We start from the raw sequence: 13,394 nt of genomic DNA, 5'->3' as shown, positions 1-13,394 counted from the left end.
ATACAATACGTTTTTGGATTTTATTGATAGGAATACAATTGATGTTGTTTATGATGGGCTTCTTAAGCGGGGTTATATCTGCAGGAGATCAAGTAACAGAGTTTAATCCTAAAGAATTACAAACACTTCAGGTATTTAAAAATAACATTTTTGTGTTGTTCAGTATGTTGGTCGTTGGAACCTTGACTGGATCTGTATACTCTCTTTTCGTTGTTTTTTTCAATGGGATGATTGTTGGAGAAACGTTATTTACTGTATACAATAGTGTAGGTATTAAACCAATCATTTCAGGCTTTTTACCACATGCTGTATTCGAGACGTTATCGATTCTCTTAGTTTCCGCGATTACTTGTTATCCACTATTAGTCTTAGTTAGACAAAAGAAAAATCCAATACGATTCGGTAAGTCATTTTTAGAGGTAACTACGATACTAATTACTGCATTTTTACTATGTAGTCTAGCTTCGATAATCGAAGGAAATTTTAGCACATTTTAAGGAGAGAGTATAATGAACGAAACTGTAAAAAACTCTGATAATATCTTTCTATTTAATTCAAAGAAAAAATTAATTTTGTTTAACATTGCCATAATGATTTTATTCAATGCACTAGTGTCCACGATTATTTTTAATCTACAGGATTCAGCAGAACTAAAAGAGTGGTTTATGATGTTTGCTTTATTTTGTGTAGTCTTAACGCCATTCATGCTAATAGTATCTTTTATATTTACGATGTTCTGGTCATTAATTAGTTTGTTTAATAAATCGGATTTGTCAATCAAAAAGATGTATTCTGTTGTTCTATCGAGTACATTGATTCTCTTTATCTTTCAAATATTGAATTTCTTATTGATTCTTAACTTTAGAGATGTGATACCGAACGCTTTTTTCACGATGTTCTCTTTAATTGGTGTGGCATTAGTTTGTTTAATTATGCATTTTGGATTTACTAAAACCGTAGGTCTTAGTTCCAAATTCTCTAAAATTCTTTTGACAATGACTTTTATTATCGCATTAGCTGCGAATGTTTTTCAACTTGTTAAGGGGATCGAGCTCTAATGTATGAAATCCAAATTCCCAATATAAGATTTGATGATATCGAATTATTGAAACCGACTAGAATATCTATTCAAAAAGGAAAAGCTTATTGTATAGTCGGAGCGAACGGATCGGGAAAAACTACATTGTTGAACTATATACTTACTGATCAAAATACGGAGGTGAGTTTAGCTGATGAAGTAATCAGTCAGAAGGAATTCAAAAAAAAAGCTGCATTCATCCCGAACAATCCACCGTTGTTTGATTTGCTAACTGGTTGGGAGAATATCAATTACATTGCTTCACTATGGGGAATCAAAAATAAGAAACAATATATCACTCAAGTGAACACTTACTGCAAACTTTTTGAATTAAGTACAGCGGTCCTGAAGAATCAGGTACAGACTTATTCTTTAGGAATGAAGTATAAATTATTTTTAATTGCGATGATTAGTAGGGAAATAAATTTACTCTTACTAGATGAACCTTTTACTGCTCTTGATAAATCTTCTCAGCAAAAGGCCTACGACATATTAACTAATTTTTTAACGGAAAAAAATAGTATAATATTTGTAACTCATATCGAAGAATTTCGAGTGCAGTTAAGTGACCATATCTATGAAATCAAAGATCAAAATCTAGTGAAGGTACATTGAAGGTACATTGAAGGTACATTGAAGGGAGAAGATGGTTTTGAATAAGTATTATGTGGCTGCTATTGTAGCTATCGTTTTATCGGTTGTATTATTCTTTACAAATGTATATGAGACAAAAGTAGGCGCAGTACTGTTAGCTATTTGTATTGGTGCATTTATAAAGTTTACTGCGGATGGTGTATTATCTACTGCTAAAAATAAGTCTTGAAAAAGAATTTGAATTAGGCGGATTTAATTTAAATCCGTCTAATTTTTTGCACTTTTATAAATAACTCAACTTCGATTCGAGGAGGAAATATGTTGAATTTAAAAATAAAAAAAATTATTTTAAATAAATGGATAATATACACATGTGTGATAATGCTCATTAGTTTTATTGTATTTAACTTATTTTTGTTGAAAAATCATGATAAAAAAAATGAAGTAGAAATTAATAAGAGTGACATAGTAGATGTTGTGAAAATGAAAACTAAAGACACAGTCCTTATTCCTGGGAAAGTGGTTTCTAAAAATTTAGTAAACTATTATCCTAGCAATGAAAAAGGGGAAATTATGGAGTTTTTTGTGAAAAAAGATCAAGAAGTAAATAAAGGAACTCAACTTTTTTCATATGATAGTAAAGAAGTCGATAATGAAATCCAACAATTGAACTTAGATTTAAAAATGATTAGTTTAAAAAGCACACAAAACCAGCGGAAAACAAATTTTTTATATAAAGAGTTCGAAAATGCTAAAAGAGAAAAAATGAATAAAAAAGCACTTAATACAATTTCGGAACAAATTGAAGAACAAGCGATTTCACAAGAGTCACTTGTTCTTGAACAAAAAAAAACAGAGATGCAATTAGAAACGGCACTTAATAAAAAACAAAAGATGATAGTCTATAGTGACATTTCAGGAAAAATAAAAAGCATTGATACGAAAAACTCAAGAGGTTTAGAAGAAAATACTTTAAATGATGTCTCACCTAAACCGTTCCTTCAGATTATTTCGGACGAGCCTTATGAAATAGAAGGAAGTTTGACAGAACTTCAAAAACCTCAGATTCAAGCAGGACAAGATTTTACCGTTACAGCTAAGGCTAATTCAAAAGGAAAATGGACAGGGGAAATAATTGAAGTAGAGGAGTATCCAGTTGATGCGGACGAGTCGTCAATAGAAACCATTCCAGACGTTTCTCCTAATATGTCTCATTATGTATTCAGAGCGAAATTGAAAGAACAAAAGGGATTATCTCCTGGTTATCACGTCTCTTTGATTGTCACCGTTGATGAACGGAAAATCATTACAATCCCTGAATCCTCTATATTGAAAGAAAATAATCAAGCATTTGTGTATATTCTTGAAAGCGACAATAAGGCGAAAAGAAAAAAAGTCGACATAGGGAGTTCTGAAGGAAAATGGGTTGAAATACTGAATGGAGTTACTATGGGACAAAAAATAATTGACAAACCATTGAAAGGTTTTTCTGAAAGTGTGGAATTAAACTATCATGATTAATTTAAAGGATATAAACAAGGTATATCGTCAAGGTGATAATCTAATTCCCATTATTAAAGGCATCAATCTAGAGATAGAGAAAGGCGAATTCATATCTATTATGGGTTCATCGGGATCGGGTAAGACAACTCTTTTAAATATCATAGGTTGTTTGGATCAATCGCCTTCTGGTGAATATATATTAGAAGGTATAGATGTTCTTAATACTAGTGAAAGAACACTCACAGCGATTAGAAATCGAAAAATTGGATTTGTTTTTCAACACTTTTTATTACTTCCACGTCTTACTACAATAGAAAATGTAGAATTGCCTCTAATCTACGGTGGATATAAAAAAAAGGAAAGAAGAGAAATAGCATATGATTCGCTTGAAAAAGTAGGATTAAAAGATAAAGTAGATTATTATCCTAATCAACTTTCTGGAGGACAGAAGCAAAGAGTTGCAATTGCAAGAGCGATATCGAGCAGTCCAGAAATCATAGTGGCAGATGAGCCAACTGGAGCTCTAGATTCGAAATCCAGTAAACAAATAATGGGGATTTTTCGGGAATTAAACAAGGAAGGTAAAACTATCGTGATGGTCACTCATGAAGAAGAAGTAGCAAACTATTCTTTTCGGAGAATAGTATTGAATGATGGTGAAATAAAGACGGATAGAAGGATTATACTATGAATTTTATGGAAAGTTTAAAAATTGCGTTTCATTCTATACTAGCCCATAAATTAAGATCGACTTTGACTATGTTGGGAATTATAATCGGTGTCGGTTCCATAATTACTGTTGTAGCTATCGGGAGGGGTGGAGAAGCAGTATTAAAATCTCAATTAGTAGGTCCGGACAACAAAACAGTATCTGTTAGTTACACACCGAATATGGATGAGTTATTTCAATCCGAAATTACTTTTAATCCGACAATAACTGATGAAGATTTATTCGAGTTAAAGAAAATCGATGGGCTTCGGCAGGTTTTGATTACTAACTCAGAGACAGAAAGCTTTTCTTTAAAGAATAAGTCTGAGTTGATGAACATCGTAGGCTTGGAAGGTAACTTCTTTGCAGTGAACAAAGTTTCGATTATAGAAGGACGTTTGATTCAAAATACCGATGTGGAATACGGAAAGAACGTTGTAATGATTAATAAGAAAGCTAAAAAAAAATTTTTTGATGATACGTCCGCTCTAGGAAAAATAATTGAAGTAAGATCACAACCGCTACAAGTCATAGGTGTGTTCGATTCTAAGAAGTCTTCGATAGGGGAAGAATCAGCAGAAATCTATATCCCTCTTACTTTATGGTCCACAATCTATGGTGAAGACGAAGTACAAAACATTTCTTTGCAAGCAAAAGAAGTAGACAATTTGGCGATTATAGGGAAAAAGGCAGTACGTATATTGAACAAGCGTAAACCTGCTGAAGCAAGTGGGAAGTATGAGGTAGTAAATCTTAAACAGATTCAAGAGGGAATCTCGCAAGTCACCAAAGTAATGACTTATATCATTGGTGGAATCGCAGGTATATCTTTGATAGTAGGTGGAATAGGTGTTATTAATATAATGCTTGTTTCTGTAGCAGAACGAACGAGGGAGATAGGTATTCGTAAAGCACTTGGAGCTTCTCGTGGAAAAATCTTGTTACAATTTTTAATAGAGGCTATGATCCTCACTTCTCTTGGCGGTGTTATCGGCATCATGCTAGGCTATGCTGGTGCTAACATAATTTCTATTCTGGCCAACTGGCCCCCATTAGTTTCTATAGACGTTGTTATTGGAGGGGTTTTATTCTCCATGATACTTGGTATCGTTTGTGGTCTTATTCCGGCAAACATGGCTGCGAAGTTGGATCCGATAGAAGCACTTCGTTATGAATAAATTTATTTATTTCCTTTCAAAATAAAATTTTCATATTCAATTTAATTTGATATTTACAAGTTATTATAAAACTTGTCCTTTTTAGTTATGGGATTGATTTTATAGAACTATAAGGAAGTTAAACTATTTTTATGAAATAGACATTTTGAATTATCCTAAAACTATAAAACAGTATAGAATTCCTTCGAAGAGGTGCAAATAAAAAAGGACCTGCATTTTGAATTCTGAACTGCTCCCCGTCAAGTAGACAGGATAAATAATAAAAATCACTTAAACGGCTTGAGCTCTGTATTCTAATGGAGCCAAGCCGTTTAATCATTATTGGTACCGTTCTACATTGTAGAAATGCATATACTTTTGAATCGCAAGCTGGAGTTCATCGAACTCCGTAACCTTATGTAGATAATAACTTTCGCATTTCAAGGTTCCCCAAAAGGACTCGATCGGACCATTATCAATACATTTACCAATCCGAGACATACTTTGTATAATGCCTGCCACGCGTATCATGTGACGGAACGCATGCGACGTATATTGGAACCCTCGATCACTATGAAGCAAGGGACGGCTTCCCGGTGTGCCCTGAAGGGCGAGTTCAAACGTATCGAACACGAGCTGATTATTGTTAGAGTGCCCTAAAACGAAGGCACGGATGGATTCATCATATAGGTCCAGAATGGCACACAAATACGCCTTCTGAGAAGCACCATACTTCAATTCCGTGAACACCCGTCTCACCCATATTTGATTCGGTTCTGACGCGTGGAAATCACGGTTCAGAATGTTCTCGGCGGTCTCTTGAGGGCGATTACGAATGTACAAAGGATTTTCCGGCGTATGACGCAATGAATACTGGCGACATGCATCAGGCGACGGACACGCTTGGCGTTAACGTTTCTTCCGAAACGATGTTTCAAATTTTTTAATGTCACTCGTCGATAGCCATAGATTCCTTTCACCGAAAGATGAATCTCGTTCATCTCTTCGATGATTTTTATGTTCTCAGTCTCACGTCTCCGTAGTATACCTATTCGACGTAATCACTTGTAGTAGACAGCACGCGAGACACCAGCGAGATGCATAGGACAGTAATTGGATAACCGCTTTGTATACAGTCCATAACTGCTTGAATATGCACTTCGAATACAGTAGTTAAGTTATACCTTTAGTCATAATTGATCGCTCTTTCAATGATTTCCCTTGAATATTATGACTAGTATACTTCTGAATCCATCTTGCAAGTACGCCTAAACTCGAAAATATTAAACTGTACCGTAGCAATAGTGAGTGATTCCTCTTGAGTTAGCACCGCACGTGCAGCATTCATTCTGGATAACATGTCCATTCTGTTCGATCACGGAGTGTGAAGGAGGCGTATGTGCGATATTTTGCTCTCCATCTATTTAAGGTCGTAACTGAAAGCTCGAAGAGCGAGACGGTTGACTTGATTGAGTCTGTTCCATCCTCATACATCTTAATGCTGCGTGATTCATCGAAAACTTAGATGTAGCCATAGAAAAAGCTCCCTTCAAAATGCGGAGCTCACCTTTTTCGTAAAATGATGGATTATGCTTCTTCACCTATGATTTTCACTTCTGTCTCAAGTAAGATACCGAATTTTTCTTGAACGGTTTCTTGTACATGACGAATGAGCGCGATATAGTCGGATGCTGACGCATTCTCGACGTTGACGATGAAACCAGCGTGTTTCTTGGACACTTCAGCGCCACCGATGCGTGTTCCCTGTAAGTTGCTATCTTGAATCAGCTTCCCTGCAAAATAGCCTTCTGGACGTTTAAAGACGCTACCACAAGAAGGGTACTCGAGTGGTTGTTTCGTTTCCCGCTTATGCGTTAAATCATCCATGACTTCCTTGATCAATGCTGGGTCACCCTCTGTTAACGCAAATCGACCTTCGAGGATGATGTATTCTTTCTTTGAGAAGCAACTTGTCCGGTATCCCAGTTCGAGTTCATCATGCGAAATGTTCAACAGTTCTCCTTGTCGTGTCAATACAGTAGCGCTATGGAGGCAATCCTTGACTTCACCACCGTATGCTCCCGCATTCATGATCAATGCGCCACCAATCGTTCCTGGAATCCCACAAGCGAATTCAAGACCGCTGAGCTGATGCGCGTAAGCTACACGAGACGCTTCGATGATTGCTGCGCCACTTTGAGCGACGAGCTCATGTCCTTCGACCGAGATATCGGTTAACTTCTCAAAGGAGAGGACAATGCCGCGAATGCCGCCATCACGTACGACAAGATTCGATCCGTTTCCAAGCAACGTCAAGGGAATACCTTGTTCGTAAGCATATCGGACGACAAAAGCTGTTTCTTCATAAGAAGTTGGGATGATGAATAAATCCGCGATTCCTCCCATTTTTGTATACGTATGATATTTTAAAGGTTCATTGATTAGTACGGACTCTTTTGAAATGCCTTCATACAGTCCCGTCATTACTTGTTCAGTCATTATGGTCTCAGTCCTTTTCGTGAATTCCTACTCAGCGCTCATGCGCTCAAAATATATTTTAACATTAATCGTGCGGTCGTTGTTCAACATACTGTTCCCAAAATACCGACTTATGCCGGGAATTGCAAGCACTAGGGAGTGAATGTCATCGATTAGTAATGAAAAATGTCACAAGGAAAGCAGAGTCAGGAAGAGGAATGAAGCGAAAAGAACTCGGGAAAAGAGAAGTATAGAAGGAGGCGATGACGATGGAAAGTGAACGTTTATGGATGCGACCGTTCGAAGAAGAGGATTTCAGTTTTTATAAGTCGCTTGTCCAAAATGAGCAAGTCATGCGTTATATCAATGGAGGTACTGCCCTGAGTGAAGATGAAGTACGAGAGTGGTTCGAACGGCAATTGGAGCGATACTCGGATGAACGACAAACTGGTTTTTTGCTGTTATTCAAAAAAGAAACGAATGAACCGATTGGTTTCGCCGGATTATTGATGCAGGAAGTGGATGGAATTGAAGAATTAGAAGTCGGTTATTGGCTCGAACCGAAGCACTGGAAAGTAGGTTATGGTCGTGAAGCAGCGAAACAACTAATGATGGAGGCGTTCAACCGAGGGCATGATCGAATCATCTCGATCATTCATCCCGATAATCGTGCTTCGCAAAATGTCGCTCGTGCAAACGGGCTGAACTGGGAAAAAGATACGATTTTTAGAGGTATTCCCGTCACGATCTACGCAGGACAATTATCACGACTTTGTCGTAACTAAAGAGGAGAGCTTTTTATGTACGAATTTGAATTCGAGTCTTTTCATCACATGACACCTGATACCTTATATGAACTTTTGAAATTACGCACGGATATCTTCGTCGTCGAGCAGGAATGCGCGTATCCGGAGCTAGATGATCAAGATCAACAAGCGACACACCTGGTCGTACGGAGTGAAAGGGGTCAAATCGTCGGATGTCTTCGGATATACGATCATCCGACAAAAGGAATAGCGATTGGACGGGTAGCCGTTCATCGTGCACACCGGTCGGTTGGGTTAGCGAGACAAATGATGGAGAAAGCGATGGTTCATTTGCAGAAAGAAACTGCGATCTACTTACAGGCACAAGCACACCTAGAAGGGTTTTACGGATCGTTTGGTTTCGAAACCGTATCCGAACCTTATTTAGAAGATGATATTCCACATGTGGACATGCAGTTTCACGTAAAGGATTCGAAAAAAGACTTCACGTCGACGATGGATGAACCGATGAATAAGTAGAATGAACTTTTCTCGGAGGTGGATCAGTCATGAAGAAAGTGCTGGTCATTTTCGCTCTTAGTCTAATCGGTATCCTATCTTTAGGAGTCGGTATTTCGTATGCTCAATTGCAGGGAAACTATCGTAACTCTGAAAAAGAGTTGATGACGATTTTAGAGCGGCAACATGATTTATCAGCTTCCTCCTTTCTTGAAGTGCGCGCATCATTCTCTTTACGACATCGACAAATCATACACGTTCGACTTCGGGGTGAACCTGCCATCACATATGAGTTCATTCAACCAAAGGATGAAATCGAATACCTGGGGTCTGTCGGAACAAGTGTTGAAAAGACAGGAAAACAAGATGCCGTCTTTCGAAACGCTCATTTAAAAGTCGGTAAAAAATAAAAAATGGAGGATCTTCCTGAAACGACGGAAGATTCTCCATTTTTTGCTTTCAAGACGATAGGATATTGCGTACACTACGAAGAGATACTGGAATGAGGAGGTCGAGGGAATCATGTGGAAACCCTTTATAAAAAATCAATCAATTGCACCGGCGTTACAAGCCTTCCGGGAACTTGACATCGAAATGTTTCGGACACATGTTGCCCAACTGAACGATGCGGAACAACAGGCCTTACAGTTCATTAAGCGGGCGCTAGAGCAGGATTCACCTGCTCATTTAAAAATAGCGCTTGAAATGAAACAACCACTCGTCGAAGTCGATCGTCTGTTTCAAACACTCGTCACTTGTCAAAATCGTCAGCAGTTACTCGAAATGCTGCTAGCATACGGTCTAGACGTCAATCAAGTCTATACACTTGAAGGGCATCGATCGATCGTCCGCCAACCCCTTCACTTTCCGGTAGGTCTATATGCGGCGCGCCATTCAGAGTTATGGGCACTTGTTGCTGAAAAACTGGACTTTACTTACACGATGCATCTTCAACGCAGTGATCAATTCATGGAGACGCATGAATTGAATCTGCTTGACCTCGTCTTATTGCTCGATATCGAAGAGGAGTTGACGGTTCGAGTGCTTGATCAGCTGTGCGAATGCAAGGCGACCGTTGGACTTGCAGAACGATTACAACGTCCCGCTTCACCATTGTTGCTAAAGACGATTGAGGCGGATGCCTATTTGCCGACGTTTGTTTATGCTAAACATTATTTCCCGTTTTATGCGCTGATCGGACGACAAACCGTACTGTTCCAATCTTTGTTGAACCGTGTGATGCAAGCATCTATTGCTTCTGAAATTATTGAAGATGCCTTGCTTGCTTTTCATAACCATCAACCTGGACTTGCCTTGACATGGGGAGACGCCTACATCGAACAATTATACGAGATGGGGCTAGTGCTTCGTAAAACGGGTCATGTTGATTTTCGAGAAATGGATGCGGAGTATGTGTTGCCTGAATACAGGGGGATCGTCAATCGACTAAATGATTAACGGAGGTTGATCCGTACTGAACGTGTGCCAATGAGAGGTTAACTGGATATCGCAAAACATCGAGGGGTGATACAGGCGTAGTACATCTTGTTGTGTTGAGAGAAAAAAGACTTCAAACGTTTGGATGTTTGCACGTCGTAATTTTTCTTGAAATGTATGAAGGATGCGGCTACCGTATCCTTGACGTCTCAGCTCAGGTAGGCACGTGATTTCAAGAAGACGGATATTCTGTCCCTGCTTTTGAAATAATAGTGTACCGACGACCAGTTGCTTATCATAGACGAGGTAAGGAAGCGCTTTTCGTTGAATCAACTTGTCTAAATCAGATACCTGATAAGGAAAAAAGTGATGTGTTCCTTTAAGGGCATCGTTACGAAGTGCAAGGTAAGTATCTTGATTCTGTGCATGAACAGCTTTCAAACGCAGCGTAGCAGGCTGTCCCTCTGAGAGGCCGATTAAACGAAACTGTTCGGCATATAAACTATAACCAAGCTCTTTCCAAATCGAAGTTAGAGAAAGATCATGCGGCGGAGAGACTTGTACATGAATATGCCGGCATCCTTGTCGAACGGCATGTAAGTGTAGCAAAATAGCCAGACTACGAAAGGCTTTGATATCATGGAAGGCGCCGTTCATAAAGTGAACGACGTCATGCACGACATGATATCCAAGCGTCGCTTTCACCTGACCGGATTCGAGGTAGACCCATTGACAATCTTCAAGCGGCTGAAAAAATGAAAAATCATATGCCTTTTGATGGTGCTGTAGAAGTTGATGGACGTGTCGCCTTTGAACATGAGACAATTGATTGTAATACACAATAGGCAAATTAAGTTCCTCCTTTAGCAAAGTGAAGTTGAAAATACCTTGCTTTTATATTACAGGAAATAAAAGGTATTTATATCTTCTGTTTCAAACAAAAAGTAGATGGATTCCTGAAGATAAGAAAGAATCGAGGCAAAATTATCATGAAGTATCTCTGGATCGTCATCGGTTTATCGGGCTTTTTACTCAGCGCGGATACATTGGTAGCCGAAGCACGTGATTACGATGAACCGGGTGTAAGCAGTTCGACGACATATGGCAATTACGGTGCGGAGGATCATATCATCGTTGATCGGAAGGAACCGATTTATGAAGGATTCGATTCACCGAACGACATGGCATTCCTATTCGCTTGTATTGCATTACTCGCAACAGTTGGACTTGGAATCGTCAATGCCTCCGATTAAGATGAATCTGCTCTGAGCCATTAGAAACTAACAAAAAGCAAGTGACGAATCCATCGTCACTTGCTTTTTGTTGTCTACTACGTGGGATCAAGAAGAATCTACTCTTAGAAATGAATTCGTTTTTTTCGACCAACGCGTGCCATTCGTTCGTGTTCTTGTTCGAGTCCAGCACGTTCGAGGAGATCGAGGTAATAGCGAAACGGAGTCGAGCGATGCGAAAAATATGGGATATATTCTGTGAAAAGCATCGTCTCCGCTCGATCTAACGCGCGTAGGGAAATGAGAGCATGTAGCTCTGCGAAACGAATTTCTTGATAGGTGGATAAAGCGTCTGCATCAATCCGAACATGCGACTGTAGTTTTTTTGCATGCGCGTTCAAGCAATGGATATATGCTTCTTGATGTTCTGGTTTCTCGCAATGGGCAAGTACGGCAAGCAAAAGATCACTGCGCTCAGTATCAACGTCCATCGGAACCTTCAACGCTGTATAGAGGGCGCGTTCCATCCATTCGACGCCATGACTATCATTTTTATAATAGCCGACTAATTCTTGAAAAAAATCGACCTGCGAGACTTTCAATAATCGAAACGGATCATTACTTAAAAATAAAGGTTCTTCCCCGGCAGCCGACGAAAGAAGAAAGAAAAATTCCTCAAAGGCAATACGGGTTCCGTTTTTACGATGAGCATAGTGGCGTAAATGCTTAAGCAGGCGTTTGGCGGTGATATACCAATTCTTTTGTTCGCGAAGCGGTACGATCGGATTCGGCTCAAGGTACTGGAGATCGTATGCTAATTGAATAAACCGTTCCGTCTGAGCAATCGTCTGTTCGACGGTCGGTTGTTCCTGTTCTTTTTGCAAATCCTTATACTTCATGAACTGTGTCAACATGGCGTCAAACTCTTTCTCTTCGATGACTTGTCTCGGGAGTTGACGATAGATTTCGACGATGATATCGCGAAGGGTCGTATCGCCATATTGTTCTAGTAAGAGTCGCAGTTTCCGTATTCTCATGATCGCCCTCCTTCGCAAGAAAAGCACAGTACAACACTATTCAATTCCCGCTTTTTTCATAAACCGAACCTCTTCATTTGCGCTTTTTAGTCAGAGACGACTATCTTAAATAAGAAGACTCATTACAGAAGGGGACGATTACACATGAATGAAACCATTCAACATTTACTCAACCACCGGTCAATCCGGAAATTCAAACAACATCAATTAGACGAAGAGACGATTGAAACACTCATAAAAGCCGCACAGGCTGCCTCGACATCCTCTTATCAGCAAGCCTATGCGATCATCGGTGTCGAAGACGAAGGATTGAAACGACAATTAGTCGACGTTGCAAGTGGTCAACAATATGTGGCAGAAAACAGTTACTTCTTCGTCTTTTGTATGGATTACCACAAACATACGTTAGCGGCAGAACTAGCAGGAGGCGACGTGAGCCGGACGATCGAGACGACGGAAGCGCTTGTCGTAGGGGCTGTCGATGCGGGACTCGCTGCTCAAAATTTAGTCGTAGCTGCTGAGTCGCTCGGCTACGGAACGGTCTACATCGGTTCACTACGAAATGATGCCCGTCGTGTCAGCGAACTCTTACGACTTCCAGATCACGTCGTACCGTTATTCGGAGTCGCGGTCGGTCTTCCGGATCAACAACCGGGTAAAAAACCCCGCCTTCCGATGGATGCGGTCTTCCACCGGAATACGTATACTGATGACGATACGATGCGTGAGTTACTGACAGGATACGAAGAGTCAACGTCATCGTACTACGGAGAACGGACCGCTGGTCAACGGACAGAAGGGTGGGTCAAACAGATGGCTGCCTCGATGCACGAACCGAAACGGACGTATCTCCGCGAGTTCTTGAAAGAGAAACAGATCGCAAAAGATTGATACGGAGGTATCT

Annotated in this window: 18 protein-coding genes; 12 read left to right on the top strand and 6 right to left on the bottom strand. The window is 39.6% G+C overall.

From position 1 onward, the window contains the following. Positions 1 to 41 precede the first annotated feature (41 nt). The 6 genes from B3G15_RS04720 to B3G15_RS04695 all read left to right on the top strand — a co-directional run bounded on the left by B3G15_RS04720 (position 42) and on the right by B3G15_RS04695 (position 5,062). A complete protein-coding gene (locus B3G15_RS04720) occupies positions 42 to 497 on the top strand; it encodes a stage II sporulation protein M (RefSeq protein ID WP_290716381.1) in 456 nt (151 codons plus the stop codon). A 560-nt stretch (positions 498 to 1,057) separates the two neighbouring features. Beyond that, entirely contained in the window at positions 1,058 to 1,693 is a 636-nt protein-coding gene (locus tag B3G15_RS04715) for an ATP-binding cassette domain-containing protein (RefSeq protein WP_290716378.1), read from the top strand. A gap of 37 nt (positions 1,694 to 1,730) precedes the next feature. Further along, positions 1,731 to 1,901: a hypothetical protein gene (locus tag B3G15_RS04710; protein WP_290716375.1), complete on the top strand. Its 171-nt coding sequence runs from the start codon at positions 1,731 to 1,733 to the stop codon at positions 1,899 to 1,901. A gap of 89 nt (positions 1,902 to 1,990) precedes the next feature. Then, on the top strand, positions 1,991 to 3,193 hold the full coding sequence (locus B3G15_RS04705) for an efflux RND transporter periplasmic adaptor subunit (protein WP_290716372.1): 1,203 nt from the start codon (positions 1,991 to 1,993) through the stop codon (positions 3,191 to 3,193). Continuing rightward, the gene (locus B3G15_RS04700; protein ID WP_290716369.1) at positions 3,186 to 3,866 is read left to right on the top strand and encodes an ABC transporter ATP-binding protein; all 681 of its coding nucleotides are present in this window, start codon (positions 3,186 to 3,188) and stop codon (positions 3,864 to 3,866) included. The genes B3G15_RS04705 and B3G15_RS04700 overlap by 8 nt, the downstream gene beginning before the upstream one ends. Then, the gene (locus tag B3G15_RS04695; RefSeq protein WP_290716366.1) at positions 3,863 to 5,062 is read left to right on the top strand and encodes an ABC transporter permease; all 1,200 of its coding nucleotides are present in this window, start codon (positions 3,863 to 3,865) and stop codon (positions 5,060 to 5,062) included. The genes B3G15_RS04700 and B3G15_RS04695 overlap by 4 nt, the downstream gene beginning before the upstream one ends. A gap of 318 nt (positions 5,063 to 5,380) precedes the next feature. Here B3G15_RS04695 and B3G15_RS04690 read toward each other — a convergent pair whose 3' ends face one another. The 4 genes from B3G15_RS04690 to murB all read right to left on the bottom strand — a co-directional run bounded on the left by B3G15_RS04690 (position 5,381) and on the right by murB (position 7,540). Beyond that, positions 5,381 to 5,884 carry an IS3 family transposase gene (locus B3G15_RS04690; RefSeq protein WP_290716362.1) on the bottom strand — a complete coding sequence of 168 codons (504 nt, stop codon included), beginning with the start codon at positions 5,882 to 5,884 and terminating at the stop codon, positions 5,381 to 5,383. Further along, positions 5,839 to 6,042, bottom strand: coding sequence for a transposase (locus B3G15_RS04685; RefSeq protein ID WP_290716360.1), 204 nt, complete (start codon positions 6,040 to 6,042; stop codon positions 5,839 to 5,841). The genes B3G15_RS04690 and B3G15_RS04685 overlap by 46 nt, the downstream gene beginning before the upstream one ends. A gap of 343 nt (positions 6,043 to 6,385) precedes the next feature. Further along, a complete protein-coding gene (locus B3G15_RS15970) occupies positions 6,386 to 6,535 on the bottom strand; it encodes a hypothetical protein (protein ID WP_414651112.1) in 150 nt (49 codons plus the stop codon). Positions 6,536 to 6,628: 93 nt separating this feature from the next. Continuing rightward, a complete protein-coding gene (murB, locus tag B3G15_RS04680; protein ID WP_035398835.1) occupies positions 6,629 to 7,540 on the bottom strand; it encodes a UDP-N-acetylmuramate dehydrogenase in 912 nt (303 codons plus the stop codon). Positions 7,541 to 7,788: 248 nt separating this feature from the next. Here murB and B3G15_RS04675 point away from each other — a divergent pair, with 248 nt between their 5' ends. From B3G15_RS04675 to B3G15_RS04660, 4 genes are all read left to right on the top strand, one after another. After that, entirely contained in the window at positions 7,789 to 8,304 is a 516-nt protein-coding gene (locus tag B3G15_RS04675) for a GNAT family N-acetyltransferase (RefSeq protein WP_290716355.1), read from the top strand. A gap of 15 nt (positions 8,305 to 8,319) precedes the next feature. Next, the gene (locus B3G15_RS04670; protein ID WP_290716351.1) at positions 8,320 to 8,805 is read left to right on the top strand and encodes a GNAT family N-acetyltransferase; all 486 of its coding nucleotides are present in this window, start codon (positions 8,320 to 8,322) and stop codon (positions 8,803 to 8,805) included. A 29-nt stretch (positions 8,806 to 8,834) separates the two neighbouring features. Then, complete coding sequence (locus B3G15_RS04665) at positions 8,835 to 9,194, top strand: hypothetical protein (protein WP_290716348.1); 360 nt, start codon at positions 8,835 to 8,837, stop codon at positions 9,192 to 9,194. A gap of 112 nt (positions 9,195 to 9,306) precedes the next feature. After that, positions 9,307 to 10,242: a hypothetical protein gene (locus B3G15_RS04660; protein ID WP_133208531.1), complete on the top strand. Its 936-nt coding sequence runs from the start codon at positions 9,307 to 9,309 to the stop codon at positions 10,240 to 10,242. Here B3G15_RS04660 and B3G15_RS04655 read toward each other — a convergent pair. Next, entirely contained in the window at positions 10,231 to 11,061 is an 831-nt protein-coding gene (locus B3G15_RS04655) for a GNAT family N-acetyltransferase (protein ID WP_326198775.1), read from the bottom strand. The two genes, B3G15_RS04660 and B3G15_RS04655, sit on opposite strands and share 12 nt — an antisense overlap. Positions 11,062 to 11,210: 149 nt before the next feature. On the opposite strand from B3G15_RS04655, the gene B3G15_RS04650 reads away from it, so the two are divergent. Continuing rightward, a complete protein-coding gene (locus B3G15_RS04650) occupies positions 11,211 to 11,474 on the top strand; it encodes a hypothetical protein (protein WP_050678264.1) in 264 nt (87 codons plus the stop codon). Positions 11,475 to 11,578: 104 nt separating this feature from the next. Here the strand turns inward: B3G15_RS04650 and B3G15_RS04645 are convergent, their stop codons facing one another. Next, positions 11,579 to 12,490 carry a hypothetical protein gene (locus B3G15_RS04645; RefSeq protein ID WP_050678263.1) on the bottom strand — a complete coding sequence of 304 codons (912 nt, stop codon included), beginning with the start codon at positions 12,488 to 12,490 and terminating at the stop codon, positions 11,579 to 11,581. 144 nt (positions 12,491 to 12,634) lie between these two features. Here B3G15_RS04645 and nfsA point away from each other — a divergent pair, with 144 nt between their 5' ends. After that, positions 12,635 to 13,381: an oxygen-insensitive NADPH nitroreductase gene (nfsA, locus tag B3G15_RS04640; RefSeq protein WP_050678262.1), complete on the top strand. Its 747-nt coding sequence runs from the start codon at positions 12,635 to 12,637 to the stop codon at positions 13,379 to 13,381. Positions 13,382 to 13,394: the final 13 nt, after the last annotated feature.

It is taken from the genome of Exiguobacterium sp. UBA1053, assembly GCF_002316465.1.
Classification (GTDB): Bacteria; Bacillota; Bacilli; order Exiguobacteriales; family Exiguobacteriaceae; genus Exiguobacterium_A; species Exiguobacterium_A abrahamii.
The sequence above is the reverse complement of the archived record's forward strand: the minus strand, read 5'-3'. Positions and strand labels throughout refer to the sequence as shown.

Excerpts from the sequence above, each read along its gene's own strand:
- B3G15_RS04720 (WP_290716381.1), top strand. The coding sequence starts at position 42 with ATGTTGTTTATGATGGGCTTCTTAAGCGGGGTTATATCTGCAGGAGAT.
- B3G15_RS04715 (WP_290716378.1), top strand. The coding sequence starts at position 1,058 with ATGTATGAAATCCAAATTCCCAATATAAGATTTGATGATATCGAATTA.
- B3G15_RS04705 (WP_290716372.1), top strand. The coding sequence starts at position 1,991 with ATGTTGAATTTAAAAATAAAAAAAATTATTTTAAATAAATGGATAATA.
- B3G15_RS04700 (WP_290716369.1), top strand. The coding sequence starts at position 3,186 with ATGATTAATTTAAAGGATATAAACAAGGTATATCGTCAAGGTGATAAT.
- B3G15_RS04695 (WP_290716366.1), top strand. The coding sequence starts at position 3,863 with ATGAATTTTATGGAAAGTTTAAAAATTGCGTTTCATTCTATACTAGCC.
- B3G15_RS04685 (WP_290716360.1), bottom strand. The coding sequence starts at position 6,042 with ATGAACGAGATTCATCTTTCGGTGAAAGGAATCTATGGCTATCGACGA.
- B3G15_RS15970 (WP_414651112.1), bottom strand. The coding sequence starts at position 6,535 with ATGTATGAGGATGGAACAGACTCAATCAAGTCAACCGTCTCGCTCTTC.
- murB (WP_035398835.1), bottom strand. The coding sequence starts at position 7,540 with ATGACTGAACAAGTAATGACGGGACTGTATGAAGGCATTTCAAAAGAG.
- B3G15_RS04675 (WP_290716355.1), top strand. The coding sequence starts at position 7,789 with ATGGAAAGTGAACGTTTATGGATGCGACCGTTCGAAGAAGAGGATTTC.
- B3G15_RS04670 (WP_290716351.1), top strand. The coding sequence starts at position 8,320 with ATGTACGAATTTGAATTCGAGTCTTTTCATCACATGACACCTGATACC.
- B3G15_RS04665 (WP_290716348.1), top strand. The coding sequence starts at position 8,835 with ATGAAGAAAGTGCTGGTCATTTTCGCTCTTAGTCTAATCGGTATCCTA.
- B3G15_RS04660 (WP_133208531.1), top strand. The coding sequence starts at position 9,307 with ATGTGGAAACCCTTTATAAAAAATCAATCAATTGCACCGGCGTTACAA.
- B3G15_RS04650 (WP_050678264.1), top strand. The coding sequence starts at position 11,211 with ATGAAGTATCTCTGGATCGTCATCGGTTTATCGGGCTTTTTACTCAGC.
- B3G15_RS04645 (WP_050678263.1), bottom strand. The coding sequence starts at position 12,490 with ATGAGAATACGGAAACTGCGACTCTTACTAGAACAATATGGCGATACG.
- nfsA (WP_050678262.1), top strand. The coding sequence starts at position 12,635 with ATGAATGAAACCATTCAACATTTACTCAACCACCGGTCAATCCGGAAA.